The organism is Pseudooceanicola sp. NS-SX9 (assembly GCF_057380705.1).
Window position 1 is genome coordinate 918,198 of the sequence record NZ_CM170818.1, and the last position, 17,465, is coordinate 935,662.

26 protein-coding genes are annotated in these 17,465 nt (G+C 62.6%); 25 read left to right on the forward strand and 1 reads right to left on the reverse strand.

Annotated features, from left to right (window positions below; translation table 11 throughout):
* The first annotated feature begins 10 nt into the window (after positions 1–10).
* The 6 genes from fusA to AC2ITM_RS04370 all read left to right on the forward strand — a co-directional run bounded on the left by fusA (position 11) and on the right by AC2ITM_RS04370 (position 5,591).
* The gene (gene fusA, locus AC2ITM_RS04345) at positions 11–2,134 is read left to right on the forward strand and encodes an elongation factor G (protein ID WP_486468602.1); all 2,124 of its coding nucleotides are present in this window, start codon (positions 11–13) and stop codon (positions 2,132–2,134) included.
* An 81-nt stretch (positions 2,135–2,215) separates the two neighbouring features.
* Complete coding sequence (tuf, locus tag AC2ITM_RS04350) at positions 2,216–3,391, forward strand: elongation factor Tu (protein WP_486468588.1); 1,176 nt, start codon at positions 2,216–2,218, stop codon at positions 3,389–3,391.
* A gap of 247 nt (positions 3,392–3,638) precedes the next feature.
* Positions 3,639–3,944 (forward strand): 30S ribosomal protein S10, encoded by a 306-nt coding sequence (gene rpsJ / locus AC2ITM_RS04355; protein ID WP_486468603.1) that lies wholly within the window; start codon positions 3,639–3,641, stop codon positions 3,942–3,944.
* Between the two features lie 14 nt (positions 3,945–3,958).
* The gene (gene rplC / locus AC2ITM_RS04360) at positions 3,959–4,684 is read left to right on the forward strand and encodes a 50S ribosomal protein L3 (RefSeq protein ID WP_486468604.1); all 726 of its coding nucleotides are present in this window, start codon (positions 3,959–3,961) and stop codon (positions 4,682–4,684) included.
* Positions 4,681–5,298: a 50S ribosomal protein L4 gene (gene rplD / locus AC2ITM_RS04365; RefSeq protein WP_486468605.1), complete on the forward strand. Its 618-nt coding sequence runs from the start codon at positions 4,681–4,683 to the stop codon at positions 5,296–5,298. Before rplC ends, rplD begins: the two co-directional genes overlap by 4 nt.
* A complete protein-coding gene (locus AC2ITM_RS04370) occupies positions 5,295–5,591 on the forward strand; it encodes a 50S ribosomal protein L23 (RefSeq protein WP_486468606.1) in 297 nt (98 codons plus the stop codon). The genes rplD and AC2ITM_RS04370 overlap by 4 nt, the downstream gene beginning before the upstream one ends.
* A 65-nt stretch (positions 5,592–5,656) precedes the next feature.
* Here AC2ITM_RS04370 and AC2ITM_RS04375 read toward each other — a convergent pair whose 3' ends face one another.
* Positions 5,657–6,631, reverse strand: a complete 975-nt coding sequence (locus tag AC2ITM_RS04375; RefSeq protein ID WP_486468607.1) for a hypothetical protein — start codon at positions 6,629–6,631, stop codon at positions 5,657–5,659.
* A gap of 401 nt (positions 6,632–7,032) precedes the next feature.
* Here AC2ITM_RS04375 and rplB point away from each other — a divergent pair, with 401 nt between their 5' ends.
* The 19 genes from rplB (at position 7,033) to rpmD (ending at position 17,131) form a co-directional block, all read left to right on the forward strand.
* Entirely contained in the window at positions 7,033–7,872 is an 840-nt protein-coding gene (rplB, locus tag AC2ITM_RS04380) for a 50S ribosomal protein L2 (RefSeq protein WP_486468608.1), read from the forward strand.
* 3 nt (positions 7,873–7,875) lie between these two features.
* The gene (rpsS, locus tag AC2ITM_RS04385) at positions 7,876–8,154 is read left to right on the forward strand and encodes a 30S ribosomal protein S19 (protein ID WP_160892467.1); all 279 of its coding nucleotides are present in this window, start codon (positions 7,876–7,878) and stop codon (positions 8,152–8,154) included.
* Positions 8,155–8,157: 3 nt separating this feature from the next.
* The gene (gene rplV, locus AC2ITM_RS04390; RefSeq protein WP_486468609.1) at positions 8,158–8,538 is read left to right on the forward strand and encodes a 50S ribosomal protein L22; all 381 of its coding nucleotides are present in this window, start codon (positions 8,158–8,160) and stop codon (positions 8,536–8,538) included.
* Entirely contained in the window at positions 8,538–9,263 is a 726-nt protein-coding gene (gene rpsC / locus AC2ITM_RS04395) for a 30S ribosomal protein S3 (RefSeq protein ID WP_486468610.1), read from the forward strand. Before rplV ends, rpsC begins: the two co-directional genes overlap by 1 nt.
* A 12-nt stretch (positions 9,264–9,275) precedes the next feature.
* Entirely contained in the window at positions 9,276–9,689 is a 414-nt protein-coding gene (gene rplP, locus AC2ITM_RS04400) for a 50S ribosomal protein L16 (protein ID WP_486468611.1), read from the forward strand.
* A gap of 734 nt (positions 9,690–10,423) precedes the next feature.
* The gene (locus tag AC2ITM_RS04405) at positions 10,424–11,047 is read left to right on the forward strand and encodes a 2OG-Fe(II) oxygenase family protein (protein WP_486468612.1); all 624 of its coding nucleotides are present in this window, start codon (positions 10,424–10,426) and stop codon (positions 11,045–11,047) included.
* 117 nt (positions 11,048–11,164) lie between these two features.
* Complete coding sequence (locus tag AC2ITM_RS04410) at positions 11,165–11,638, forward strand: acyl-CoA thioesterase (protein ID WP_486468613.1); 474 nt, start codon at positions 11,165–11,167, stop codon at positions 11,636–11,638.
* A 190-nt stretch (positions 11,639–11,828) separates the two neighbouring features.
* Positions 11,829–12,611 (forward strand): prephenate dehydrogenase/arogenate dehydrogenase family protein, encoded by a 783-nt coding sequence (locus tag AC2ITM_RS04415; RefSeq protein ID WP_486468614.1) that lies wholly within the window; start codon positions 11,829–11,831, stop codon positions 12,609–12,611.
* Positions 12,612–12,743: 132 nt separating this feature from the next.
* Positions 12,744–12,947: a 50S ribosomal protein L29 gene (gene rpmC / locus AC2ITM_RS04420; protein WP_486468615.1), complete on the forward strand. Its 204-nt coding sequence runs from the start codon at positions 12,744–12,746 to the stop codon at positions 12,945–12,947.
* Between the two features lie 11 nt (positions 12,948–12,958).
* Positions 12,959–13,189, forward strand: a complete 231-nt coding sequence (gene rpsQ / locus AC2ITM_RS04425; protein WP_160892451.1) for a 30S ribosomal protein S17 — start codon at positions 12,959–12,961, stop codon at positions 13,187–13,189.
* A gap of 113 nt (positions 13,190–13,302) precedes the next feature.
* Positions 13,303–13,671 (forward strand): 50S ribosomal protein L14, encoded by a 369-nt coding sequence (gene rplN / locus AC2ITM_RS04430; protein WP_009574016.1) that lies wholly within the window; start codon positions 13,303–13,305, stop codon positions 13,669–13,671.
* A complete protein-coding gene (rplX, locus tag AC2ITM_RS04435; protein ID WP_486468616.1) occupies positions 13,671–13,982 on the forward strand; it encodes a 50S ribosomal protein L24 in 312 nt (103 codons plus the stop codon). Before rplN ends, rplX begins: the two co-directional genes overlap by 1 nt.
* Positions 13,975–14,538 (forward strand): 50S ribosomal protein L5, encoded by a 564-nt coding sequence (gene rplE / locus AC2ITM_RS04440; protein ID WP_486468617.1) that lies wholly within the window; start codon positions 13,975–13,977, stop codon positions 14,536–14,538. Before rplX ends, rplE begins: the two co-directional genes overlap by 8 nt.
* A gap of 19 nt (positions 14,539–14,557) precedes the next feature.
* The gene (gene rpsN, locus AC2ITM_RS04445; RefSeq protein WP_486468618.1) at positions 14,558–14,863 is read left to right on the forward strand and encodes a 30S ribosomal protein S14; all 306 of its coding nucleotides are present in this window, start codon (positions 14,558–14,560) and stop codon (positions 14,861–14,863) included.
* 13 nt (positions 14,864–14,876) lie between these two features.
* Positions 14,877–15,269 (forward strand): 30S ribosomal protein S8, encoded by a 393-nt coding sequence (gene rpsH / locus AC2ITM_RS04450; protein WP_486468619.1) that lies wholly within the window; start codon positions 14,877–14,879, stop codon positions 15,267–15,269.
* Between the two features lie 11 nt (positions 15,270–15,280).
* Positions 15,281–15,814, forward strand: a complete 534-nt coding sequence (rplF, locus tag AC2ITM_RS04455) for a 50S ribosomal protein L6 (RefSeq protein ID WP_486468620.1) — start codon at positions 15,281–15,283, stop codon at positions 15,812–15,814.
* A gap of 11 nt (positions 15,815–15,825) precedes the next feature.
* On the forward strand, positions 15,826–16,185 hold the full coding sequence (gene rplR / locus AC2ITM_RS04460) for a 50S ribosomal protein L18 (protein WP_486468621.1): 360 nt from the start codon (positions 15,826–15,828) through the stop codon (positions 16,183–16,185).
* Positions 16,186–16,360: 175 nt separating this feature from the next.
* A complete protein-coding gene (gene rpsE / locus AC2ITM_RS04465; protein ID WP_486468622.1) occupies positions 16,361–16,933 on the forward strand; it encodes a 30S ribosomal protein S5 in 573 nt (190 codons plus the stop codon).
* Between the two features lie 12 nt (positions 16,934–16,945).
* The gene (gene rpmD, locus AC2ITM_RS04470; RefSeq protein WP_486468623.1) at positions 16,946–17,131 is read left to right on the forward strand and encodes a 50S ribosomal protein L30; all 186 of its coding nucleotides are present in this window, start codon (positions 16,946–16,948) and stop codon (positions 17,129–17,131) included.
* Positions 17,132–17,465 lie beyond the last annotated feature (334 nt).

A 17,465-nucleotide genomic window follows, 5' to 3' on the forward strand; every position in this document is an offset into this window, starting at 1 on the left:
GGCAGGCCCAATGGCACGCGCATATCCGCTGACCCGGTATCGTAACTTCGGCATCATGGCTCACATCGATGCTGGCAAGACCACGACGACCGAGCGTATCCTCTACTACACCGGCAAGTCCCACAAGATCGGCGAAGTCCACGACGGCGCCGCTACCATGGACTGGATGGAGCAGGAGCAGGAACGCGGCATCACGATCACCTCGGCTGCCACGACCACTTTCTGGCAGCGCCAGGAAGATCCGACGCTCGAAGGGACCGATGAGACGAAGTTCCGCTTCAACATCATCGACACCCCCGGACACGTCGACTTCACCATCGAAGTCGAGCGCTCGCTGGCCGTTCTTGACGGCGCGGTCTGCCTTCTTGACGGTAACGCCGGTGTTGAGCCCCAGACGGAAACCGTCTGGCGCCAGGCCGACCGTTACAAAGTTCCGCGGATCGTGTTCGTCAACAAGATGGACAAGATCGGTGCTGACTTCTTCAACTGCGTGAAGATGATCAAGGACCGTACCGGCGCGACCCCGGTTCCGGTGGCTCTGCCCATCGGCGCGGAAGACAAGCTGGAAGGCATCATCGACCTCATCACCATGGAAGAGTGGGTGTGGAAGGGTGAAGACCTGGGCGCTGCCTGGGTGCGTCAGCCGATCCGCGAGGACCTGCAGGACCTGGCCGATGAATGGCGCGCAACCATGATCGAGAACGCCGTCGAAATGGACGACGCGGCCATGGAAGCATACCTGGAAGGCAACGAGCCCGACATCGACACCCTGCGGTCGCTGATCCGCAAGGGCTGCCTGACGCTGTCGTTCGTGCCCGTCCTGGCTGGCTCGGCCTTCAAGAACAAGGGCGTGCAGCCCCTGCTGAACGCCGTGATCGACTTCCTGCCGGGTCCGCTCGACGTTCCCGCGTACATGGGCTTCAAGCCCGGCGACGAAGAAGAAGTTCGTAACATTGCCCGTTCGGCAGATGACGCACAGCCCTTCGCCGGCCTGGCCTTCAAGATCATGAACGACCCGTTCGTCGGCTCGCTGACCTTCACGCGTCTCTACTCGGGCGTCCTGAAAAAGGGCGACACGATGATGAACTCGACGAAGGGCAAGCGCGAACGCGTCGGCCGGATGATGATGATGCACGCGATCAACCGCGAGGAGATCGAGGAAGCCTTTGCAGGCGACATCATCGCACTGGCAGGTCTGAAAGAAACCACCACGGGTGACACGCTGTGCGATGCCGCCAACCCGGTGGTTCTGGAAACCATGACCTTCCCGGAGCCGGTGATCGAGATCGCGATCGAGCCGAAGACCAAGAACGACCAGGAAAAGATGTCTGCAGGCCTGCAGCGTCTGGCGGCTGAAGACCCCTCCTTCCGCGTCGAGACCGACCTCGAGTCCGGTCAGACGATCATGAAGGGCATGGGCGAACTTCACCTCGACATCCTCGTCGACCGTCTGAAGCGCGAATTCAAGGTCGAGGCGAACATCGGTGCGCCGCAGGTGGCCTACCGCGAAACGATCGGCCACGAGATCGAGCACACCTACACCCACAAGAAACAGTCGGGTGGTTCGGGTCAGTACGCAGAAGTCAAGCTGGTCATCACCCCGACCGAGCCTGGCGAAGGCTACTCGTTCGCGTCGAAGATCGTTGGTGGTTCGGTTCCGAAGGAATACATCCCCGGCGTCGAAAAGGGCATCAAGTCGGTCATGGACTCCGGTCCGCTGGCAGGCTTCCCAGTGATCGACTTCAAGGTCGCGCTGATCGACGGTAAGTTCCACGACGTCGACTCCTCGGTCCTGGCATTCGAGATCGCTGCGCGTATGTGCATGCGTGAAGGTCTGCGCAAGGCCGGTGCGAAGCTGCTGGAACCGATGATGAAGGTCGAGGTCGTGACCCCGGAAGAATACACCGGTTCGATCATCGGCGACCTGACGTCGCGTCGTGGCCAGGTGTCCGGTCAGGACAACCGCGGCAACGCCGTTGCGATCCAGGCCTTCGTCCCGCTGGCGAACATGTTCGGCTACATCAACAACCTGCGCTCCATGTCCTCGGGCCGCGCGCAGTTCACGATGCAGTTCGACCACTACGATCCGGTGCCGTCGAACATCTCGGACGAGATCCAGGCGAAATACGCATAACCGCCAGGCGGGGGAGACCCCGCCGGCATTCCACGCTTGGCGGGCCCAATGCCCGCCGACCGCCAATGCAAGGAGGCCATCATGGCAAAGGAAAAGTTCGCGCGCGGCAAACCGCACTGCAACATCGGCACCATCGGTCACGTCGACCACGGCAAGACCACTCTGACGGCTGCAATCACCAAATACTTCGGTGAATTCAAAGCCTACGACCAGATCGACGGCGCGCCCGAAGAAAAAGCACGTGGCATCACGATCTCGACCGCACACGTGGAATACGAGACCGAAGCCCGTCACTACGCACACGTCGACTGCCCCGGCCACGCCGACTATGTGAAGAACATGATCACCGGTGCTGCCCAGATGGACGGCGCGATCCTGGTGGTGAACGCAGCTGACGGCCCGATGCCGCAGACCCGCGAACACATCCTGCTGGGCCGTCAGGTGGGTATCCCCGCCATGGTCGTGTTCATGAACAAAGTGGACCAGGTCGACGACGAAGAGCTCCTGGAGCTCGTCGAGATGGAAATCCGCGAACTGCTGTCGACCTACGACTTCCCCGGCGACGACATCCCCGTCATCGCAGGCTCGGCTCTGGCCGCGCTGGAAGGCCGTGACGCCAACATCGGCGAAGACAAGATCCGCGAGCTGATGGCCGCCGTTGACGCGTACATCCCCCAGCCCGCACGTGCGATCGACCAGCCCTTCCTGATGCCGATCGAAGACGTGTTCTCGATCTCGGGCCGCGGCACCGTGGTCACCGGCCGCGTGGAACGTGGTGTGGTCAACGTTGGCGACGAACTCGAAATCGTCGGCATCAAGGCCACCAAGAAAACCACCTGCACCGGCGTGGAAATGTTCCGCAAGCTGCTGGACCGTGGGGAAGCAGGCGACAACATCGGCGCCCTGCTGCGCGGCATCGACCGTGAAGGCGTGGAACGTGGCCAGGTGCTGTGCAAGCCCGGCTCCGTGAAGCCCCACACCAAGTTCGAAGCCGAAGCCTACATCCTGACGAAGGAAGAAGGCGGCCGTCACACGCCGTTCTTCGCGAACTACCGTCCGCAGTTCTACTTCCGCACGACCGACGTCACCGGCACCGTCCAGCTGCCCGAAGGCACCGAGATGGTCATGCCCGGCGACAACCTGAAGTTCACCGTCGAGCTGATCGCGCCGATCGCCATGGAAGAGAAGCTGCGCTTCGCTATCCGTGAAGGCGGCCGCACCGTCGGTTCGGGCGTCGTCTCGAAAATCCTCGAGTGATCCCCGCCAGGGCGCCGCAAGGGGCCCTGACAGGTCACCCGAAACGGGTTGGAACGGCCGGGGAAACCCGGCCGTCTCTCATCCCGCAGAAAGGGAAATTAGGGGCTGGACAACTGCGTCCGTCCCGAGTATCCCGCGCCAATTCCAAGACGGCGGGTTGCCCCTAGGGTCCGCCGCTGGGTTCGACGAGGGACAGAGGTGAGCTCTGTTCGTCCTATCAACTCCTACGCCGCGAAAGGCTGACACAATGAGCCAAACCATTCGCATCCGGCTGAAGGCATTTGATTACCGCGTGCTGGATGCCAGCACCCAGGAAATCCTCAACACGGCCAAGCGCACCGGCGCTCAGGTCCGTGGCCCGATCCCGCTGCCCAACAAGATCGAGAAGTTCACGGTTCTCCGTGGTCCTCACATCGACAAGAAATCCCGCGATCAGTTCGAGATCCGTACGCACAAGCGTCTGCTCGACATCGTCGACCCGACCCCGCAGACCGTGGACGCGCTGATGAAGCTCGACCTGGCCGCCGGTGTCGACGTCGAGATCAAGGTGTAAGGGAGGCAACGGATATGCTGCGTTCCGGTATCATCGCTAAAAAGGTCGGCATGACCCGTCTCTTCATGGAAGACGGCAAGCAGATCCCCGTGACCGTGCTGCAACTCGACAACCTGCAGGTTGTTGCTCAGCGCACCGTCGACGCCAATGGCTACACCGCCGTCCAGCTGGGCGCCGGCACTGCCAAGGCAAAACGCACCTCGAAAGCCATGCGCGGCCACTTCGCCGCTGCAAACGTCGAGCCCAAGCGCAAGGTCGCCGAATTCCGCGTCGACCCCGAAGCACTGATCGAAGTTGGCGCGGAAATCTCCGCTGACCACTACTTCGCAGGTCAGTACGTCGACGTCGCCGGTACCTCGATCGGTAAAGGCTTTGCCGGTGGCATGAAGCGCCACAACTTCGGCGGTCTGCGCGCCTCGCACGGTGTGTCGATCTCGCACCGTTCGCACGGTTCGACCGGCCAGTGCCAGGACCCGGGCAAGGTGTTCAAGGGCAAGAAGATGGCAGGCCACATGGGTGCCGTCCGCGTGACCACGCAAAACCTGCAGGTCGTCAAGACCGACGCAGAGCGCGGCCTGGTCTTCATCAAGGGCGCCGTCCCCGGCTCCAAGGGTGGCTGGGTCACCGTCAAGGATGCCGTCAAGAAGCCGTTCCCCGAGAACGCGGTTCTGCCGGCAGCTCTGAAAACCGCCGCCGCTGTTGAAGCGCCCGCGGCCGAGCAGAAGGAAGGCCAAGAATGAAACTCGACGTGATCAAACTGGACGGCTCCGCTGCCGATTCCGTCGATCTCGACGACGCGATCTTCGGCCTGGAACCCCGTGCAGACATCCTGCACCGCGTGGTCCGCTGGCAGCGTGCAAAGCTGCAGCAGGGTACCCACAAGGTCCTGACGAAGTCCGAGGTCTCCTACTCGACCAAGAAGATCTACCGCCAGAAGGGCACCGGTGGCGCACGTCACGGTTCCCGCAAGGCGCCGATCTTCCGCAAGGGTGGTGTCTACAAGGGCCCGACCCCGCGTTCGCACGAGCATGAGCTGACGAAGAAATTCCGCGCTCTGGGCCTCAAGCACGCGCTGTCGGCCAAGGCCAAGGCCGGTGCTCTCGTGATCATCGAGAACGCCGAGTCGGAAGGCAAGACCAACGCTCTGGCGAAACAGGTCAAGAACCTGGGCTGGAAGCGCGCACTCGTGATCGACGGCGCAGCCGTCAACGAGGGCTTTGCCCGCGCCGCTGCCAACATCGATGGTCTGGATATCCTGCCGTCGATCGGTGCAAACGTGTACGACATCCTGAAGCGTGACACCCTGGTGCTCACGAAGTCGGCTGTCGAAGCTCTGGAGGCTCGCCTGAAATGACCGCCAAGGCAGAACATTACGACGTGATCCGCAAGCCGATCATCACCGAGAAATCCACCATGGCTTCCGAAGCCAATGCCGTGGTTTTCGAAGTGTCGATCGAAGCCAACAAGCCGCAGATCAAGGAAGCCGTCGAGACCCTGTTCAACGTCAAGGTGAAGGCCGTGAACACGACCATCACCAAGGGCAAGGTCAAGCGTTTCCGCGGCATGCTGGGCAAGCGCAAGGACGTCAAGAAAGCCTACGTGACGCTCGAAGAGGGCAACACGATCGACGTCTCCACCGGTCTCTGATCGGCGGACGCATCAAGTAGCGGCAGGGCCCTCCGGTTTCCGGGGGGCCCTGTTGCATTCGGGGGTCAGCGTTTCGCCAGCCTGTCCCGCAGGGACGCGGCATCGGTCATGGTGGCATAGAAGATCTGTGTGCTGAGGGCCTCTTTCTGTGCCTGGGGCAGGGGGATCATTTCGCCGTCCGGACTGCCGAAGCTGCCCTGGTTTTCGTTGGCCCGGGCCATTTGCGCATAGGCGTCCAGGGCAATCTCTGTTTCCGCGCCGATTGACGTCGCAGTCTTGACCGAGCCTTTGATCGCCGCGGCAATCGCAGCCGAGACATTGCTATCGGCGAAATAGACCAGGTTCTTGGTGCTCATGGTCAGGGTGGCGATCTTTGTCCCGGCGGGCAGGGCGGTCAGGGTGCTTCCATAGGTTCCCGGGTCGATCAGCAGTTGGGATGTTTCCAGCCCGCCCACGATGACGACGCCGCTTTGCGCCTTTTCGCCGGCTGACTGCAGGCCGATGATGTCTCCGGCATTTCCGCTCGCCCCCGCCTTGGACGTGCTTGTCCAGCGGAAGACGAAGATATTCTCGCTGGCGGCCGTTGCCAGAAGGCCCTTCAGGTCTGACGTGATGGTCTGCGTGGCCGCGACGGTCTTTGCATTGTCGGCCGCCGTAGCGGCAGCGGTCACGGCGACCAGATTGGCGCTGAGGGCCTGGAGGTTGGTCTTGACCGCCAGCAATCGCTCGGTGCCGCCTTCATACGGGTATGTGCGCCGCAGCACCTCGGTGCCCGTTGCCGGCGGAGTTGCGAAGCATATCAGGGCGTTCGCGGGCCGGTTGCTGCTGGCCCAGCATGGCGAACCGACCGCGGGGACGGGCAGTTTGCCATTGATGGCGAGGATCCGGGTTTGGTGTGGATAGCTGAGATTGATCGGCTTTGACCACCAGCCGTCATTCGCGGTGCTGACGGTCAGATTGTCGAATGTATTGATCTCCTGCTGGCCACAGGCTGCTGTCAGCAGGGCCATGGCCATGGCAATTGCGCTGCGTCCCTTCATGTCGTCTCCCGTGTTGTCATTCGCTGAAATCACCCCAGGATTGTATGCTCGTGGGCCTGATGCCAGGCCCTGGAAATGCCGATGGGCCGGTCCTTTTCGGTACCTTTGACCGGATCCGGGCAACCGGTTCGCTAGGGGGCAATCGGGGGCGCTGCATGCCAGTTCCGGAAAGGCCGGAAGGGGCAACTGAAGGCTGGACGCTACGTAGCGGGGCTGCTATACGCGCCCAATCCCACAGGCCCCGGATTCGCTCCGGGGCCTGTGAGTATTGAGCCTGGGGACCTTCGGGGCCCTATAACACGGGTAGTCTGTCAGCGGCGGTTTTCCGGCCGTCCGGCAAATACCCTTCCATAGCGGCCTCCTGCTTTGAGGTCGCGCTTGCTAAACGGAAGACAGAAAGCATGGCACTCAAGTCGTACAAACCGACGACGCCGGGCCAGCGCGGGCTGGTGCTGATCGACCGTTCGGAGCTGTACAAAGGTCGCCCCGTCAAAGCCCTCACCGAGGGTCTGACGAAGTCGGGTGGCCGGAACAACACCGGACGGATCACCTCTCGCCGCCGTGGCGGTGGCGCGAAGCGTCTCTACCGGATCGTCGATTTCAAACGCACGAAGTTCGACGTTGAAGGCATCGTCCTGCGGATCGAATACGACCCGAACCGGACCGCCTTCATCGCCCTGATCCAATACGTCGATGGCGAAAAAGCCTACATCCTGGCACCGCAGCGTCTGGCTGTCGGCGACAAGGTCGTGGCTGCCGCCAAGGCAGACATCAAGCCCGGTAACGCAATGCCCTTCTCGGGCATGCCGATCGGCACGATCGTCCACAACATCGAGCTGAAGCCCGGCAAGGGCGGCCAGATCGCACGCGCAGCTGGCACCTATGCCCAGTTCGTCGGCCGCGACGGTGGCTACGCTCAGATCCGCCTTTCCTCCGGGGAACTGCGGATGGTTCGTCAGGAATGCATGGCCACCGTCGGTGCCGTGTCGAACCCCGACAACTCCAACCAGAACTACGGTAAAGCCGGTCGTATGCGCCACAAGGGCATCCGTCCGTCGGTCCGTGGTGTCGTCATGAACCCGATCGACCACCCCCATGGTGGTGGTGAAGGCCGTACCTCCGGTGGCCGTCACCCGGTTACCCCCTGGGGTAAACCCACCAAGGGCGCAAAAACCCGGCATAACAAGGCAACGGACAAGTACATCATCCGTAGCCGTCATGCGAAGAAGAAGGGTCGCTAACCTATGGCACGTTCTGTTTGGAAAGGCCCCTTCGTTGACGCTTACGTCCTGAAGAAGGCGGAAGCGGCTCGCGAATCCGGCCGTAATGAAGTCATCAAGATCTGGTCGCGCCGCTCGACGATCCTGCCCCAGTTCGTGGGTCTGACCTTCGGCGTCTACAACGGCCAGAAGCACATCCCCGTCAACGTCACCGAGGACATGATCGGTCAGAAGTTCGGTGAATACTCGCCGACCCGTACCTACTACGGGCACGCTGCCGACAAGAAAGCGAAGCGGAAGTAAGTCATGGGTCAGGAAAAGAATCCCCGCCGCGTGGCTGACAATGAAGCAATGGCAAAACTGCGCATGCTTCGCACCAGCCCGCAGAAGCTGAACCTTGTCGCGGCCCTGATCCGTGGCAAGAAAGTCGATCGCGCCCTGAACGACCTCACCTTCTCGAACAAGCGTGTGGCCCAGGACGTCAAGAAGTGCCTGCAGTCGGCCATCGCCAACGCTGAGAACAACCATGGTCTCGACGTCGACGATCTGATCGTTGCAGAAGCCTTCGTCGGCAAGAACCTGGTGATGAAACGTGGCCGTCCGCGGGCACGTGGTCGTTACGGCAAGATCATGAAGCCGTTCTCGGAAATCACCATCAAGGTGCGTCAGGTCGAGGAGCAAGCCTAATGGGTAACAAGGTCAATCCGATCGGCATGCGCCTCCAGGTCAACCGCACCTGGGATTCGCGTTGGTACGCCGACAGCAAGGATTACGGTGATCTTCTTCTGGAAGACATCAAGATCCGTGAATTCATCAAGACTGAGTGCAAGGCCGCCGGCGTTGCCCGCGTGATCATCGAGCGCCCCCACAAGAAGTGCCGTGTGACCATCCACACCGCACGTCCGGGCGTGATCATCGGCAAGAAAGGCGCGGACATCGAGGTGCTTCGCAAGAAGCTGGCCAAGATGACCGACAGCGAGCTGCACCTGAACATCGTCGAAGTCCGCAAGCCCGAGCTCGACTCGCAGCTGGTGGGCGAGTCGATCGCTCAGCAGCTGGAGCGCCGCGTGTCCTTCCGTCGTGCCATGAAGCGCGCCGTGCAGAACGCAATGCGCATGGGCGCCCTGGGCATCCGCGTCAACGTGTCCGGCCGTCTGGGCGGTGCAGAGATCGCGCGTACCGAATGGTACCGTGAAGGCCGCGTGCCGCTGCACACCCTGCGTGCCGACATCGACTACGCGCATGTCGAAGCCACCACTCCCTACGGGATCATCGGGATCAAGACCTGGATCTTCAAGGGCGAGATCATGGAGCACGATCCGCAGGCCCGTGACCGCAAGGCACAGGAACTGCAGGACGGTCCGGCTCCGCGTGGTGCAGGCGGCAACCGCCGCGGCGATCGCGACCGGTAAGGAGACAGAAAGATGCTTCAACCGAAACGCACGAAGTTCCGCAAGCAGTTCAAGGGCCGGATCAAGGGCGAGGCCAAAGGTGGCTCCGACCTGAACTTCGGTACCTTCGGCCTGAAGGCGACCCAGCCCGAGCGCGTCACCGCGCGCCAGATCGAGGCTGCTCGTCGTGCCCTGACGCGTCACATGAAGCGCCAGGGTCGTGTCTGGATCCGTATCTTCCCCGACGTTCCCGTCACCTCGAAGCCCACCGAAGTTCGTATGGGTAAAGGTAAGGGTTCCGTTGACTACTGGGCATGCAAGGTCAAACCCGGCCGCGTCATGTTCGAGATCGACGGCGTCGCAGAAGACATCGCCCGCGAGGCCCTGCGCCTGGCGTCGATGAAACTGCCGATCAAGACCCGCATCGTGGTCCGCGAAGACTGGTAATCGGGTCGGGCGGTTCCGCCGCCCAGCCTGGATATCGAAACCCCCGTCGGGCAACCGGCGGGGGTTTTCCGTTCGGGCGGGGGCAGGGGGCGCTGCCCCCTCTTGAGCCCGGGACGGGCTCAATTCACCCCCGAGGTATTTCGAACAAGAAAATGTGTCTTGGCCCATCTGAATCTGCTCATCTGAAAGCCTCGGCCGGCGTGGGCATGGCAAGAGCCTGGTGAGGGCGGAGGTTGTTGTAGAAAGCTGATCCAGTCCCCCATGAGGAGGGTCGCGTGTTGAAGGCAGTCGAAGTGATGGCGGTGCCGGTGGCCCAGGATCTGCTATCGTGTTGGCATCCGGGGCTTGGGGGGGCATCGGGAGCACGTGAGTGAGGGCAAACCGGGCGACAACAGTGGGCCGCGAGCCCGTGCCGTTATATGGTGTCCCCTGAGGCGCGCCCGGATGTGGCGCTGAGCACGGATCTGTCAATGCCGCGTGCCCGCCTGCTCCCTCCTGGCTGACAGGAGGAGTGCGCAATGCGCATCATTGGACTGGATACCCACGGCGTCTTTGCCGAGGCGGTGGTCCTTGAAGACGGAACAACGCGATGACTTGCATCTCCGTCGTAGCATGAGCAGGTTTTCACTGGTTTGATGCAAATGAACGGGAGAGGTGCGGCGGGATGGGGGCTTTCGCCGCGCGGGGGCGCGGGGTATTGGGGCGCGGAAACCCTTTCGTGACCGAGGTCCGCCATGTCCGCCGATATCCGTTCGCTGTTTGCCACCCGTCTCTACCGCGCCAAGCTGGACCTGTCCGGCGCGGTGATCGATGCCGATGAGCTGGAGGCATCGTGCTATTCCATCGCTGAGGATGACGAGGCGGGCCAGGAATGGTGCGAGGAGAACGGCTATCCGGGCTATACCTCCTATGCGTCGCTGACCGACCTGGCCTGGCGGTTCCCGATCTTTGCCGAGGTGGTCAAGCTGATCGACCAGCATGTCATGGCCTTTGCGAAGGATCTGGAGTTTGACCTGGGCGAGCGCGAGCTGAAGCTTGAGGATCTGTGGATCAACATCCTGCCCGAAGGCGGCACCCATTCCAGCCATATCCATCCGCATTCGGTGATTTCGGGGACGACCTATGTGGCGATGCCCGACGGGGCCTCGGCGCTGAAGCTGGAGGACCCGCGGCTGCCGATGATGATGGCGGCGCCGACCCGGGTGAAGGGCGCCCGAGAGGAGCTGAAGAGCTTTGTCTACGTGGCACCCGAGGTGGGCGACGTGCTGCTGTGGGAAAGCTGGCTGCGCCATGAGGTGCCGATGAACCAGTCCGAGGACGACCGCATCAGCGTCAGCTTCAACTATTCCTGGAACTGACGGCTTACCCGGTTGCGGTGCGTGCAAGGCCGCTATGTTGCGCATTCCGGTACTGGAAGGCGCGCCGCATCCGGTGTCTTACTGCGGTTTGACAAGACCCCCAAGGAGTGCCCCAGGATGGATCACCGCAAGCTGGAAATGACGGTTCTGATGACGCCCGACATGGCGAATTTCAGCGGCAAGGTGCATGGCGGCGCCCTGCTGAACCTGCTGGACCGGGTGGCGTTTTCCTGCGCTTCGCGGTTCTCGCAGCATTATGCCGTCACGCTGTCGGTGGATCAGGTGACCTTCAAGGAGCCGATCAACGTGGGTGAGCTGGTGACGTTCCGCGCCAGCGTCAACCATGCCGGGCGGACCTCGATGGAGATCGGCATCCGCGTCGAGGCGCAGGAGATCCGCTCGGGCAAGTCGCGGCATACCAACTCGTGCTACTTCACCATGGTGGCGGTGGATGAGGGCGGCACGCCGGTGCCGGTGCCGCGTCTGGACGTGCTGACCGCCGAGGAGGAACAGCGCGAGCGCGCCGCCCAGGCCCGCAAGAAGCTGCGCCGGGAATTCGCCGAGCAGATGCATCAGGCCAGCAACGGCTGAGGCTTGACCCGGGGGCGCGGCGGGCGTAGGCAGGCGTCATGACGTTGACCCGCCGCCCCCTTTTCGCACGGTATTATCCGCTGAGCTGATCAGCGGTCGCGTCTTCCCGTTCCCGCTGCCTTCCCTGCCAGCGGTCGAACGATCCCCCGATACCCGGACCCTGGCCTTATCTCCTTCCCAGGATCAGGACATGTCCGTTACTTCCTTCCCCGAGATTTCCCGCGCCGTGGCGCTGTTTGGCTTTGGTGCCTTCGGTCAGCTGGTGGCGCGCAGCCTGCTGCCGGACATGCCGGTGGTGGTCTGCGATCCCGATCCTGCCGCCCAGGCGCGGGCGCGGGCCCTGGGGGCGACCGTGTTGCCGCCCGAGGCCGCGGCGCGTGCCGGCATCGTTTTGCTGGCCGTGCCGGTGCCGCTGCTGGAGCGCGTCCTGCGCGACCTCGGCCCGCATCTGCGCCCCGGTCAGCTGGTGATCGAGACCTGCTCGGTCAAGGAGGAGCCCGCCCGGCTGCTGCGGGCGCTGCTGCCCGAGGGGGTGGAGGCGCTGGCGACCCATCCGATGTTCGGCCCCGCCAGTGCGGCGCGCGGGCTGAGGGGCTGCCAGATGGTGCTGTGCCCGCTGCGGGGGACCCGCTGGCGGCGCGTGGCGGCCTTCCTGCGGGCGCGTCACGGGCTGCGGCTGTTGCGCGCCACCCCCGAGGAGCACGACCGTCAGGCGGCGCTCAGCCAGGGGCTGACGCATCTTCTGGCCCATGCCATGGCGCGGCTGGGGCCGCAGCCCGCCATCCGCACCCGCAGCTACGAGCTGATGATGGAGGCCTTCGCCATGGTGGCCGACGATGCCCCCGAGGTCTACGAGGCGATCACCCGTCGCAACCCCCATGTGGCCCCCCTGAGCGAGGCCCTGGTGGCCGCGCTGCGGCACGAATCCGGCACCCGGACCGAGCCCGCGCCGAGCCTTGAAAATATGGGCTGAGGCACGCCTTTCCCCTGTTGACCGGTGGGGATTCCCCGTGTATTGGGAGCGCTCATTGTTCTGACATAACCCACCGGATTCGCAGGTCACCCCCAAAGGGGCCTCCCGGTGCCAGGAAGGAAAGGAAGCGCCATGAGCGCCAAAGAGCTTCGTGAGAAGACTCCGGACCAGCTTCGCGATGAGCTGGTCGAGCTGAAAAAAGCCCAATTCAACCTTCGTTTCCAGCAGGCCACCGGCCAGCTCGAGAACGCTGCCGAGATCCGCAAGGCCCGCCGTCAGGCCGCCCGCGTTCTCACCGTTCTGAACGAAAAAGCTGCTGCCGCAGCTGCTGAATAAGGAGCTTTTCGATGCCCAAACGTATCCTTCAAGGCGTCGTCTCCTCTGACGCCAACGCTCAGACCGTCACCGTCGTCGTGGAACGTCGTTTCACGCACCCGGTTCTGAAGAAGACCATCCGTAAGTCCAAGAAGTACCGGGCTCACGATGAGAACAACACCTTCAAAAAAGGTGATGAGGTCCGCATTCAGGAATGCGCACCCAAGTCGAAGACCAAACGCTGGGAAGTGATCGCCAGCTGATGGGGGCAGGGCGGTAACGCCCTTCCATTCAGCAGCCGGGCAACACGTCTCGGTTCAATCGAAACCGCGGCTTCGGGTTGATCATCCCGGGGCCATAGGTCGGGAGAAACCACATGATCCAGATGCAGACCAATCTGGATGTCGCTGACAACTCCGGCGCTCGCCGAGTTCAGTGCATCAAGGTCCTGGGTGGCTCGCACCGTCGCTATGCGTCGGTGGGCGACATCATCGTCGTCTCCGTCAAGGAAGCCATTCCGCGCGGTCGCGTGAAGAAGGGTGACGTCCGCAAGGCCGTTGTCGTTCGCACCGCCAAGGAAGTCCGTCGTGAAGATGGCACCGCGATCCGCTTTGATCGCAACGCCGCCGTCATCCTGAACAACAACAACGAGCCCGTCGGTACGCGTATCTTCGGCCCGGTTGTTCGCGAGCTGCGCGCCAAGAACTTCATGAAAATCATTTCGCTGGCGCCGGAGGTGCTCTGATGGCTGCGAAACTGAAAAAAGGTGACAAGGTCATCGTTCTGACCGGCAAAGACAAGGGCAAGACGGGTGAAATCACCCTCGTCGATCCCAAGGCCGGCAAGGCCGTCGTCGAAGGCCTGAACATGGCTCTGCGCCACACCCGCCAGACCCAGACCTCGCAGGGCGGCCGCCTGGCCAAAGCCATGCCGATCGCGCTGTCGAACCTCGCGTTCGTCGATGCAAACGGCAAGGCAACCCGCGTCGGCTTCAAGATTGAAGACGGCAAGAAGGTCCGCTTTGCGAAGACCACGGGGGACGTGATCGATGCTTGATACCTCGAACTACACCCCGCGTCTGAAGGCTCAGTATGTCGAGACGATCCGCGCTGCTCTGAAAGAAGAGTTCGCGTATAAGAACGACATGCAGATCCCGCGCCTGGACAAGATCGTCCTGAACATCGGCTGCGGTGCAGAAGCTGTTCGCGATTCCAAGAAGGCGAAGTCGGCCCAGGAAGACCTGAGCACGATCGCCGGCCAGAAAGCTGTCGTCACCAAGGCGAAGAAGTCCATTGCAGGCTTCCGCGTCCGTGAAGACATGCCGCTCGGCGCCAAGGTCACCCTCCGCGGCGACCGCATGTACGAATTCCTTGACCGTCTGATCACGGTTGCAATGCCCCGCATCCGCGACTTCCGCGGCGTGCCCGGCAAGTCGTTCGACGGCCGTGGCAACTATGCCATGGGCATCAAGGAACACATCGTTTTCCCCGAGATCAACTTCGACAAGGTCGATGAAGTCTGGGGCCTCGATATCGTCATCGCCACCACCGCGAAATCCGACGCAGAAGCCAAGGCGCTGTTGAAAGCATTCAACATGCCCTTCAACAGCTGATCGCGCGAGGGAGTTACCAATGGCTAAAAAATCCATGATCGAGCGCGAGAAAAAACGTGCGAAGCTGGTTGCCCAGCACGCCGCCAAACGCGCTGCCCTGAAAGAGGTCATCTACGACCAGGCCAAGCCGATGGAAGAGCGTTTCCGCGCTACCATGAAGCTGGCCGAACTGCCGCGGAACTCGTCCGCGACCCGTCTGCACAACCGTTGCCAGCTGACCGGCCGTCCCCACGCTTACTACCGTAAGCTGAAGGTTTCGCGGATCATGCTGCGTCAACTCGGCTCCAACGGCCAGATCCCTGGCCTGGTCAAGTCGAGCTGGTAAGGAGAGATACGAGATGAACGATCCCATCGGCGATATGCTCACCCGTATCCGCAACGCCTCCATGCGTGGCAAGTCGACCGTGTCGACCCCCGCTTCGAAGCTGCGCGCATGGGTCCTGGATGTTCTGGCTGACGAAGGCTACATCCGCGGCTACGAAAAAGGCACCGATGCCAACGGTCACCCGACCCTGGAAATCGGCCTGAAATACTACGAAGGCGCCCCCGTCATTCGCGAGCTGAAGCGTGTTTCCACGCCCGGCCGTCGTGTGTACATGGGCCGCGATGACATCCCGCAAGTCCGTCAGGGCCTGGGTGTGTCGATTGTCTCCACGTCGAAAGGCGTGATGTCGGATGCAGCAGCTCGTAGCCAGAACGTTGGCGGCGAAGTTCTCTGCACCGTCTTCTAAGGAGGTCTGGAATGTCTCGTATTGGTAAGAAACCGGTCGAGCTGCCCGCCGGCGTCACCGCGACGCTGACCGGTCAGACCATTGAAATGAAGGGCCCGAAAGGCACCCTGACTTTCACCGCGACGGATGACGTGACGATCGAAATCGGCGAATCGTCGGTTGCCATCACCCCCCGCGGCACCTCCAAGCGCGCCCGTCAGCAGTGGGGCATGTCCCGCTCGATGGTTGCGAACCTGGTGCAGGGCGTGACCACCGGCTTCAAGCGCGAGCTTGAGATCACCGGTGTGGGTTACCGGGCTGCAGCACAGGGCAGCACCCTGAAGCTGAACCTGGGCTACTCGCACGACGTGGACTTCGCGGTTCCGGCTGGCGTCACCGTCACCACCCCGAAGCCCACCGAAGTGATCATCGAGGGCATCGATCCGCAACTCGTCGGTCAGGTCGCGGCCAACATCCGCGAATGGCGCCGTCCCGAGCCCTACAAGGGCAAAGGGATCAAGTACAAAGGCGAGTTCATCTTCCGTAAGGAAGGTAAGAAGAAGTAAGGAACGCAAAAATGGCTACCAGCAAACGTACCCTGTTTCTGAAGCGCCGTATGCGCGTTCGGAACAAGCTGCGGTCGGTCAACGCCGGTCGTATGCGTCTCTCGGTTCACCGTTCGAACAAGAACATCAGCGTCCAGCTGATCGACGACGTCAACGGTGTCACCCTGGCTTCTGCCTCCTCGCTGGAGAAAGACCTGGGCTTCGTCGGCAAAAACAACGTCGAAGCGGCTGCAAAGGTCGGTGCGGCGATTGCCGAGCGCGCCAAGAAAGCCGGTGTGGAAGAAGCCTATTTCGACCGTGGCGGTTTCCTGTTCCACGGCTCGATCAAGGCCCTGGCAGACGCGGCCCGCGAAGCAGGCCTGAAGATCTGAGGCTTGGGGCGGGGGGCTTTCCCCCGCCCATCCTCGCCTCCGCCTCGGCGGAGATTGCGGGCCCGCAAGGGCCCCGATGATCCGGGAGCGTCCCGCCCGAACTTCGGTTCGACAGGGCCTCACCTGGATTGGATCCCCCCAAGGGCGTTCGCGCCCATGAGTGAAGGAAGCCAATATGGCAAGAGAAGAGAACCGGGGCCGTCGCGAACGCGAAGAAGCACCGGAATTCGCAGATCGCCTGGTCGCGATCAACCGCGTTTCCAAGACCGTCAAGGGTGGTAAACGCTTCGGCTTCGCAGCCCTCGTGGTCGTTGGCGACCAGAAGGGCCGCGTCGGCTTCGGCAAAGGCAAGGCGAAAGAGGTCCCCGAGGCCATTCGCAAAGCCACCGAGCAAGCCAAGCGCCAGATGATCCGCGTGCCGCTGCGCGAAGGCCGCACGCTGCACCACGACATCGAGGGCCGTCACGGCGCAGGCCGCGTCGTCATGCGCACTGCCCCCGGTGGTACCGGGATCATCGCGGGTGGCCCGATGCGTGCCGTCTTCGAGATGCTGGGCGTTCAGGACGTGGTCGCCAAGTCGATCGGTTCGCAGAACCCCTACAACATGATCCGCGCAACGCTGGACGGCCTGACCAAGGAAGCATCCCCGCGTCAGGTGGCACAGCGCCGCGGCAAGAAAGTGGCCGACATTCTGCCGAAGCGCGACGAGGCACCCGCCGAGTCGAGCCAAGTGGCCGAAGAGGCGTAAGGAGTCATTCTCATGGCAACCATCGTCGTCAAGCAGATCGGCTCGCCGATCCGTCGCCCCGCCAAGCAGCGCGCGACCCTCATCGGTCTGGGCCTGAACAAGATGCACCGCGAGCGTGAGCTCGAGGACACCCCCTCCGTTCGCGGCATGGTGAACTCGATCCCGCACCTGGTGAAGATCATCGAGGAGAAGGCGTAAGCCTTTTCCCCGGTCATCGGGACAGTGATGAACCCCCCGGTCTTCGCGACCGGGGGGTTTTTCGTTGCGCGGCGGGGGCCTGGCGGACATGCCTCGGAGACCGGAGACCGGAGACCGGAGACCGGAGACCGGAGACCGGAGACCGGAGACCGGAGACCGGAGACCGGAGACCGGAGACCGGAGACCGGGCTTCTCCCGTGGGAGTATCCCCCTCTCGCAGTAGAAGACCGAAGCCAGAACTGGGCGCACTGAAGAACGGGGGCTCGGTGGGGGGGCAGGTCAGGACCCTTGCCCCCTGGGGCCGCCGTCGGGCATCGGACCAGGCGGCGTCAGA

Coding starts and splice junctions, on each gene's coding strand:
- rpsN (WP_486468618.1), top strand. CDS start 14,558: ATGGCTAAAAAATCCATGATCGAGCGCGAGAAAAAACGTGCGAAGCTG.
- AC2ITM_RS04410 (WP_486468613.1), top strand. CDS start 11,165: ATGGATCACCGCAAGCTGGAAATGACGGTTCTGATGACGCCCGACATG.
- rpsJ (WP_486468603.1), top strand. CDS start 3,639: ATGAGCCAAACCATTCGCATCCGGCTGAAGGCATTTGATTACCGCGTG.
- rplR (WP_486468621.1), top strand. CDS start 15,826: ATGGCTACCAGCAAACGTACCCTGTTTCTGAAGCGCCGTATGCGCGTT.
- rplE (WP_486468617.1), top strand. CDS start 13,975: ATGCTTGATACCTCGAACTACACCCCGCGTCTGAAGGCTCAGTATGTC.
- rplN (WP_009574016.1), top strand. CDS start 13,303: ATGATCCAGATGCAGACCAATCTGGATGTCGCTGACAACTCCGGCGCT.
- fusA (WP_486468602.1), top strand. CDS start 11: ATGGCACGCGCATATCCGCTGACCCGGTATCGTAACTTCGGCATCATG.
- rpsE (WP_486468622.1), top strand. CDS start 16,361: ATGGCAAGAGAAGAGAACCGGGGCCGTCGCGAACGCGAAGAAGCACCG.
- rpmD (WP_486468623.1), top strand. CDS start 16,946: ATGGCAACCATCGTCGTCAAGCAGATCGGCTCGCCGATCCGTCGCCCC.
- rpsC (WP_486468610.1), top strand. CDS start 8,538: ATGGGTAACAAGGTCAATCCGATCGGCATGCGCCTCCAGGTCAACCGC.
- rplV (WP_486468609.1), top strand. CDS start 8,158: ATGGGTCAGGAAAAGAATCCCCGCCGCGTGGCTGACAATGAAGCAATG.
- rplD (WP_486468605.1), top strand. CDS start 4,681: ATGAAACTCGACGTGATCAAACTGGACGGCTCCGCTGCCGATTCCGTC.
- AC2ITM_RS04415 (WP_486468614.1), top strand. CDS start 11,829: ATGTCCGTTACTTCCTTCCCCGAGATTTCCCGCGCCGTGGCGCTGTTT.
- AC2ITM_RS04375 (WP_486468607.1), bottom strand. CDS start 6,631: ATGAAGGGACGCAGCGCAATTGCCATGGCCATGGCCCTGCTGACAGCA.
- rpmC (WP_486468615.1), top strand. CDS start 12,744: ATGAGCGCCAAAGAGCTTCGTGAGAAGACTCCGGACCAGCTTCGCGAT.
- rpsQ (WP_160892451.1), top strand. CDS start 12,959: ATGCCCAAACGTATCCTTCAAGGCGTCGTCTCCTCTGACGCCAACGCT.
- rpsH (WP_486468619.1), top strand. CDS start 14,877: ATGAACGATCCCATCGGCGATATGCTCACCCGTATCCGCAACGCCTCC.
- rplB (WP_486468608.1), top strand. CDS start 7,033: ATGGCACTCAAGTCGTACAAACCGACGACGCCGGGCCAGCGCGGGCTG.
- tuf (WP_486468588.1), top strand. CDS start 2,216: ATGGCAAAGGAAAAGTTCGCGCGCGGCAAACCGCACTGCAACATCGGC.
- AC2ITM_RS04405 (WP_486468612.1), top strand. CDS start 10,424: ATGTCCGCCGATATCCGTTCGCTGTTTGCCACCCGTCTCTACCGCGCC.
- rplC (WP_486468604.1), top strand. CDS start 3,959: ATGCTGCGTTCCGGTATCATCGCTAAAAAGGTCGGCATGACCCGTCTC.
- rplF (WP_486468620.1), top strand. CDS start 15,281: ATGTCTCGTATTGGTAAGAAACCGGTCGAGCTGCCCGCCGGCGTCACC.
- rplX (WP_486468616.1), top strand. CDS start 13,671: ATGGCTGCGAAACTGAAAAAAGGTGACAAGGTCATCGTTCTGACCGGC.
- rplP (WP_486468611.1), top strand. CDS start 9,276: ATGCTTCAACCGAAACGCACGAAGTTCCGCAAGCAGTTCAAGGGCCGG.
- rpsS (WP_160892467.1), top strand. CDS start 7,876: ATGGCACGTTCTGTTTGGAAAGGCCCCTTCGTTGACGCTTACGTCCTG.
- AC2ITM_RS04370 (WP_486468606.1), top strand. CDS start 5,295: ATGACCGCCAAGGCAGAACATTACGACGTGATCCGCAAGCCGATCATC.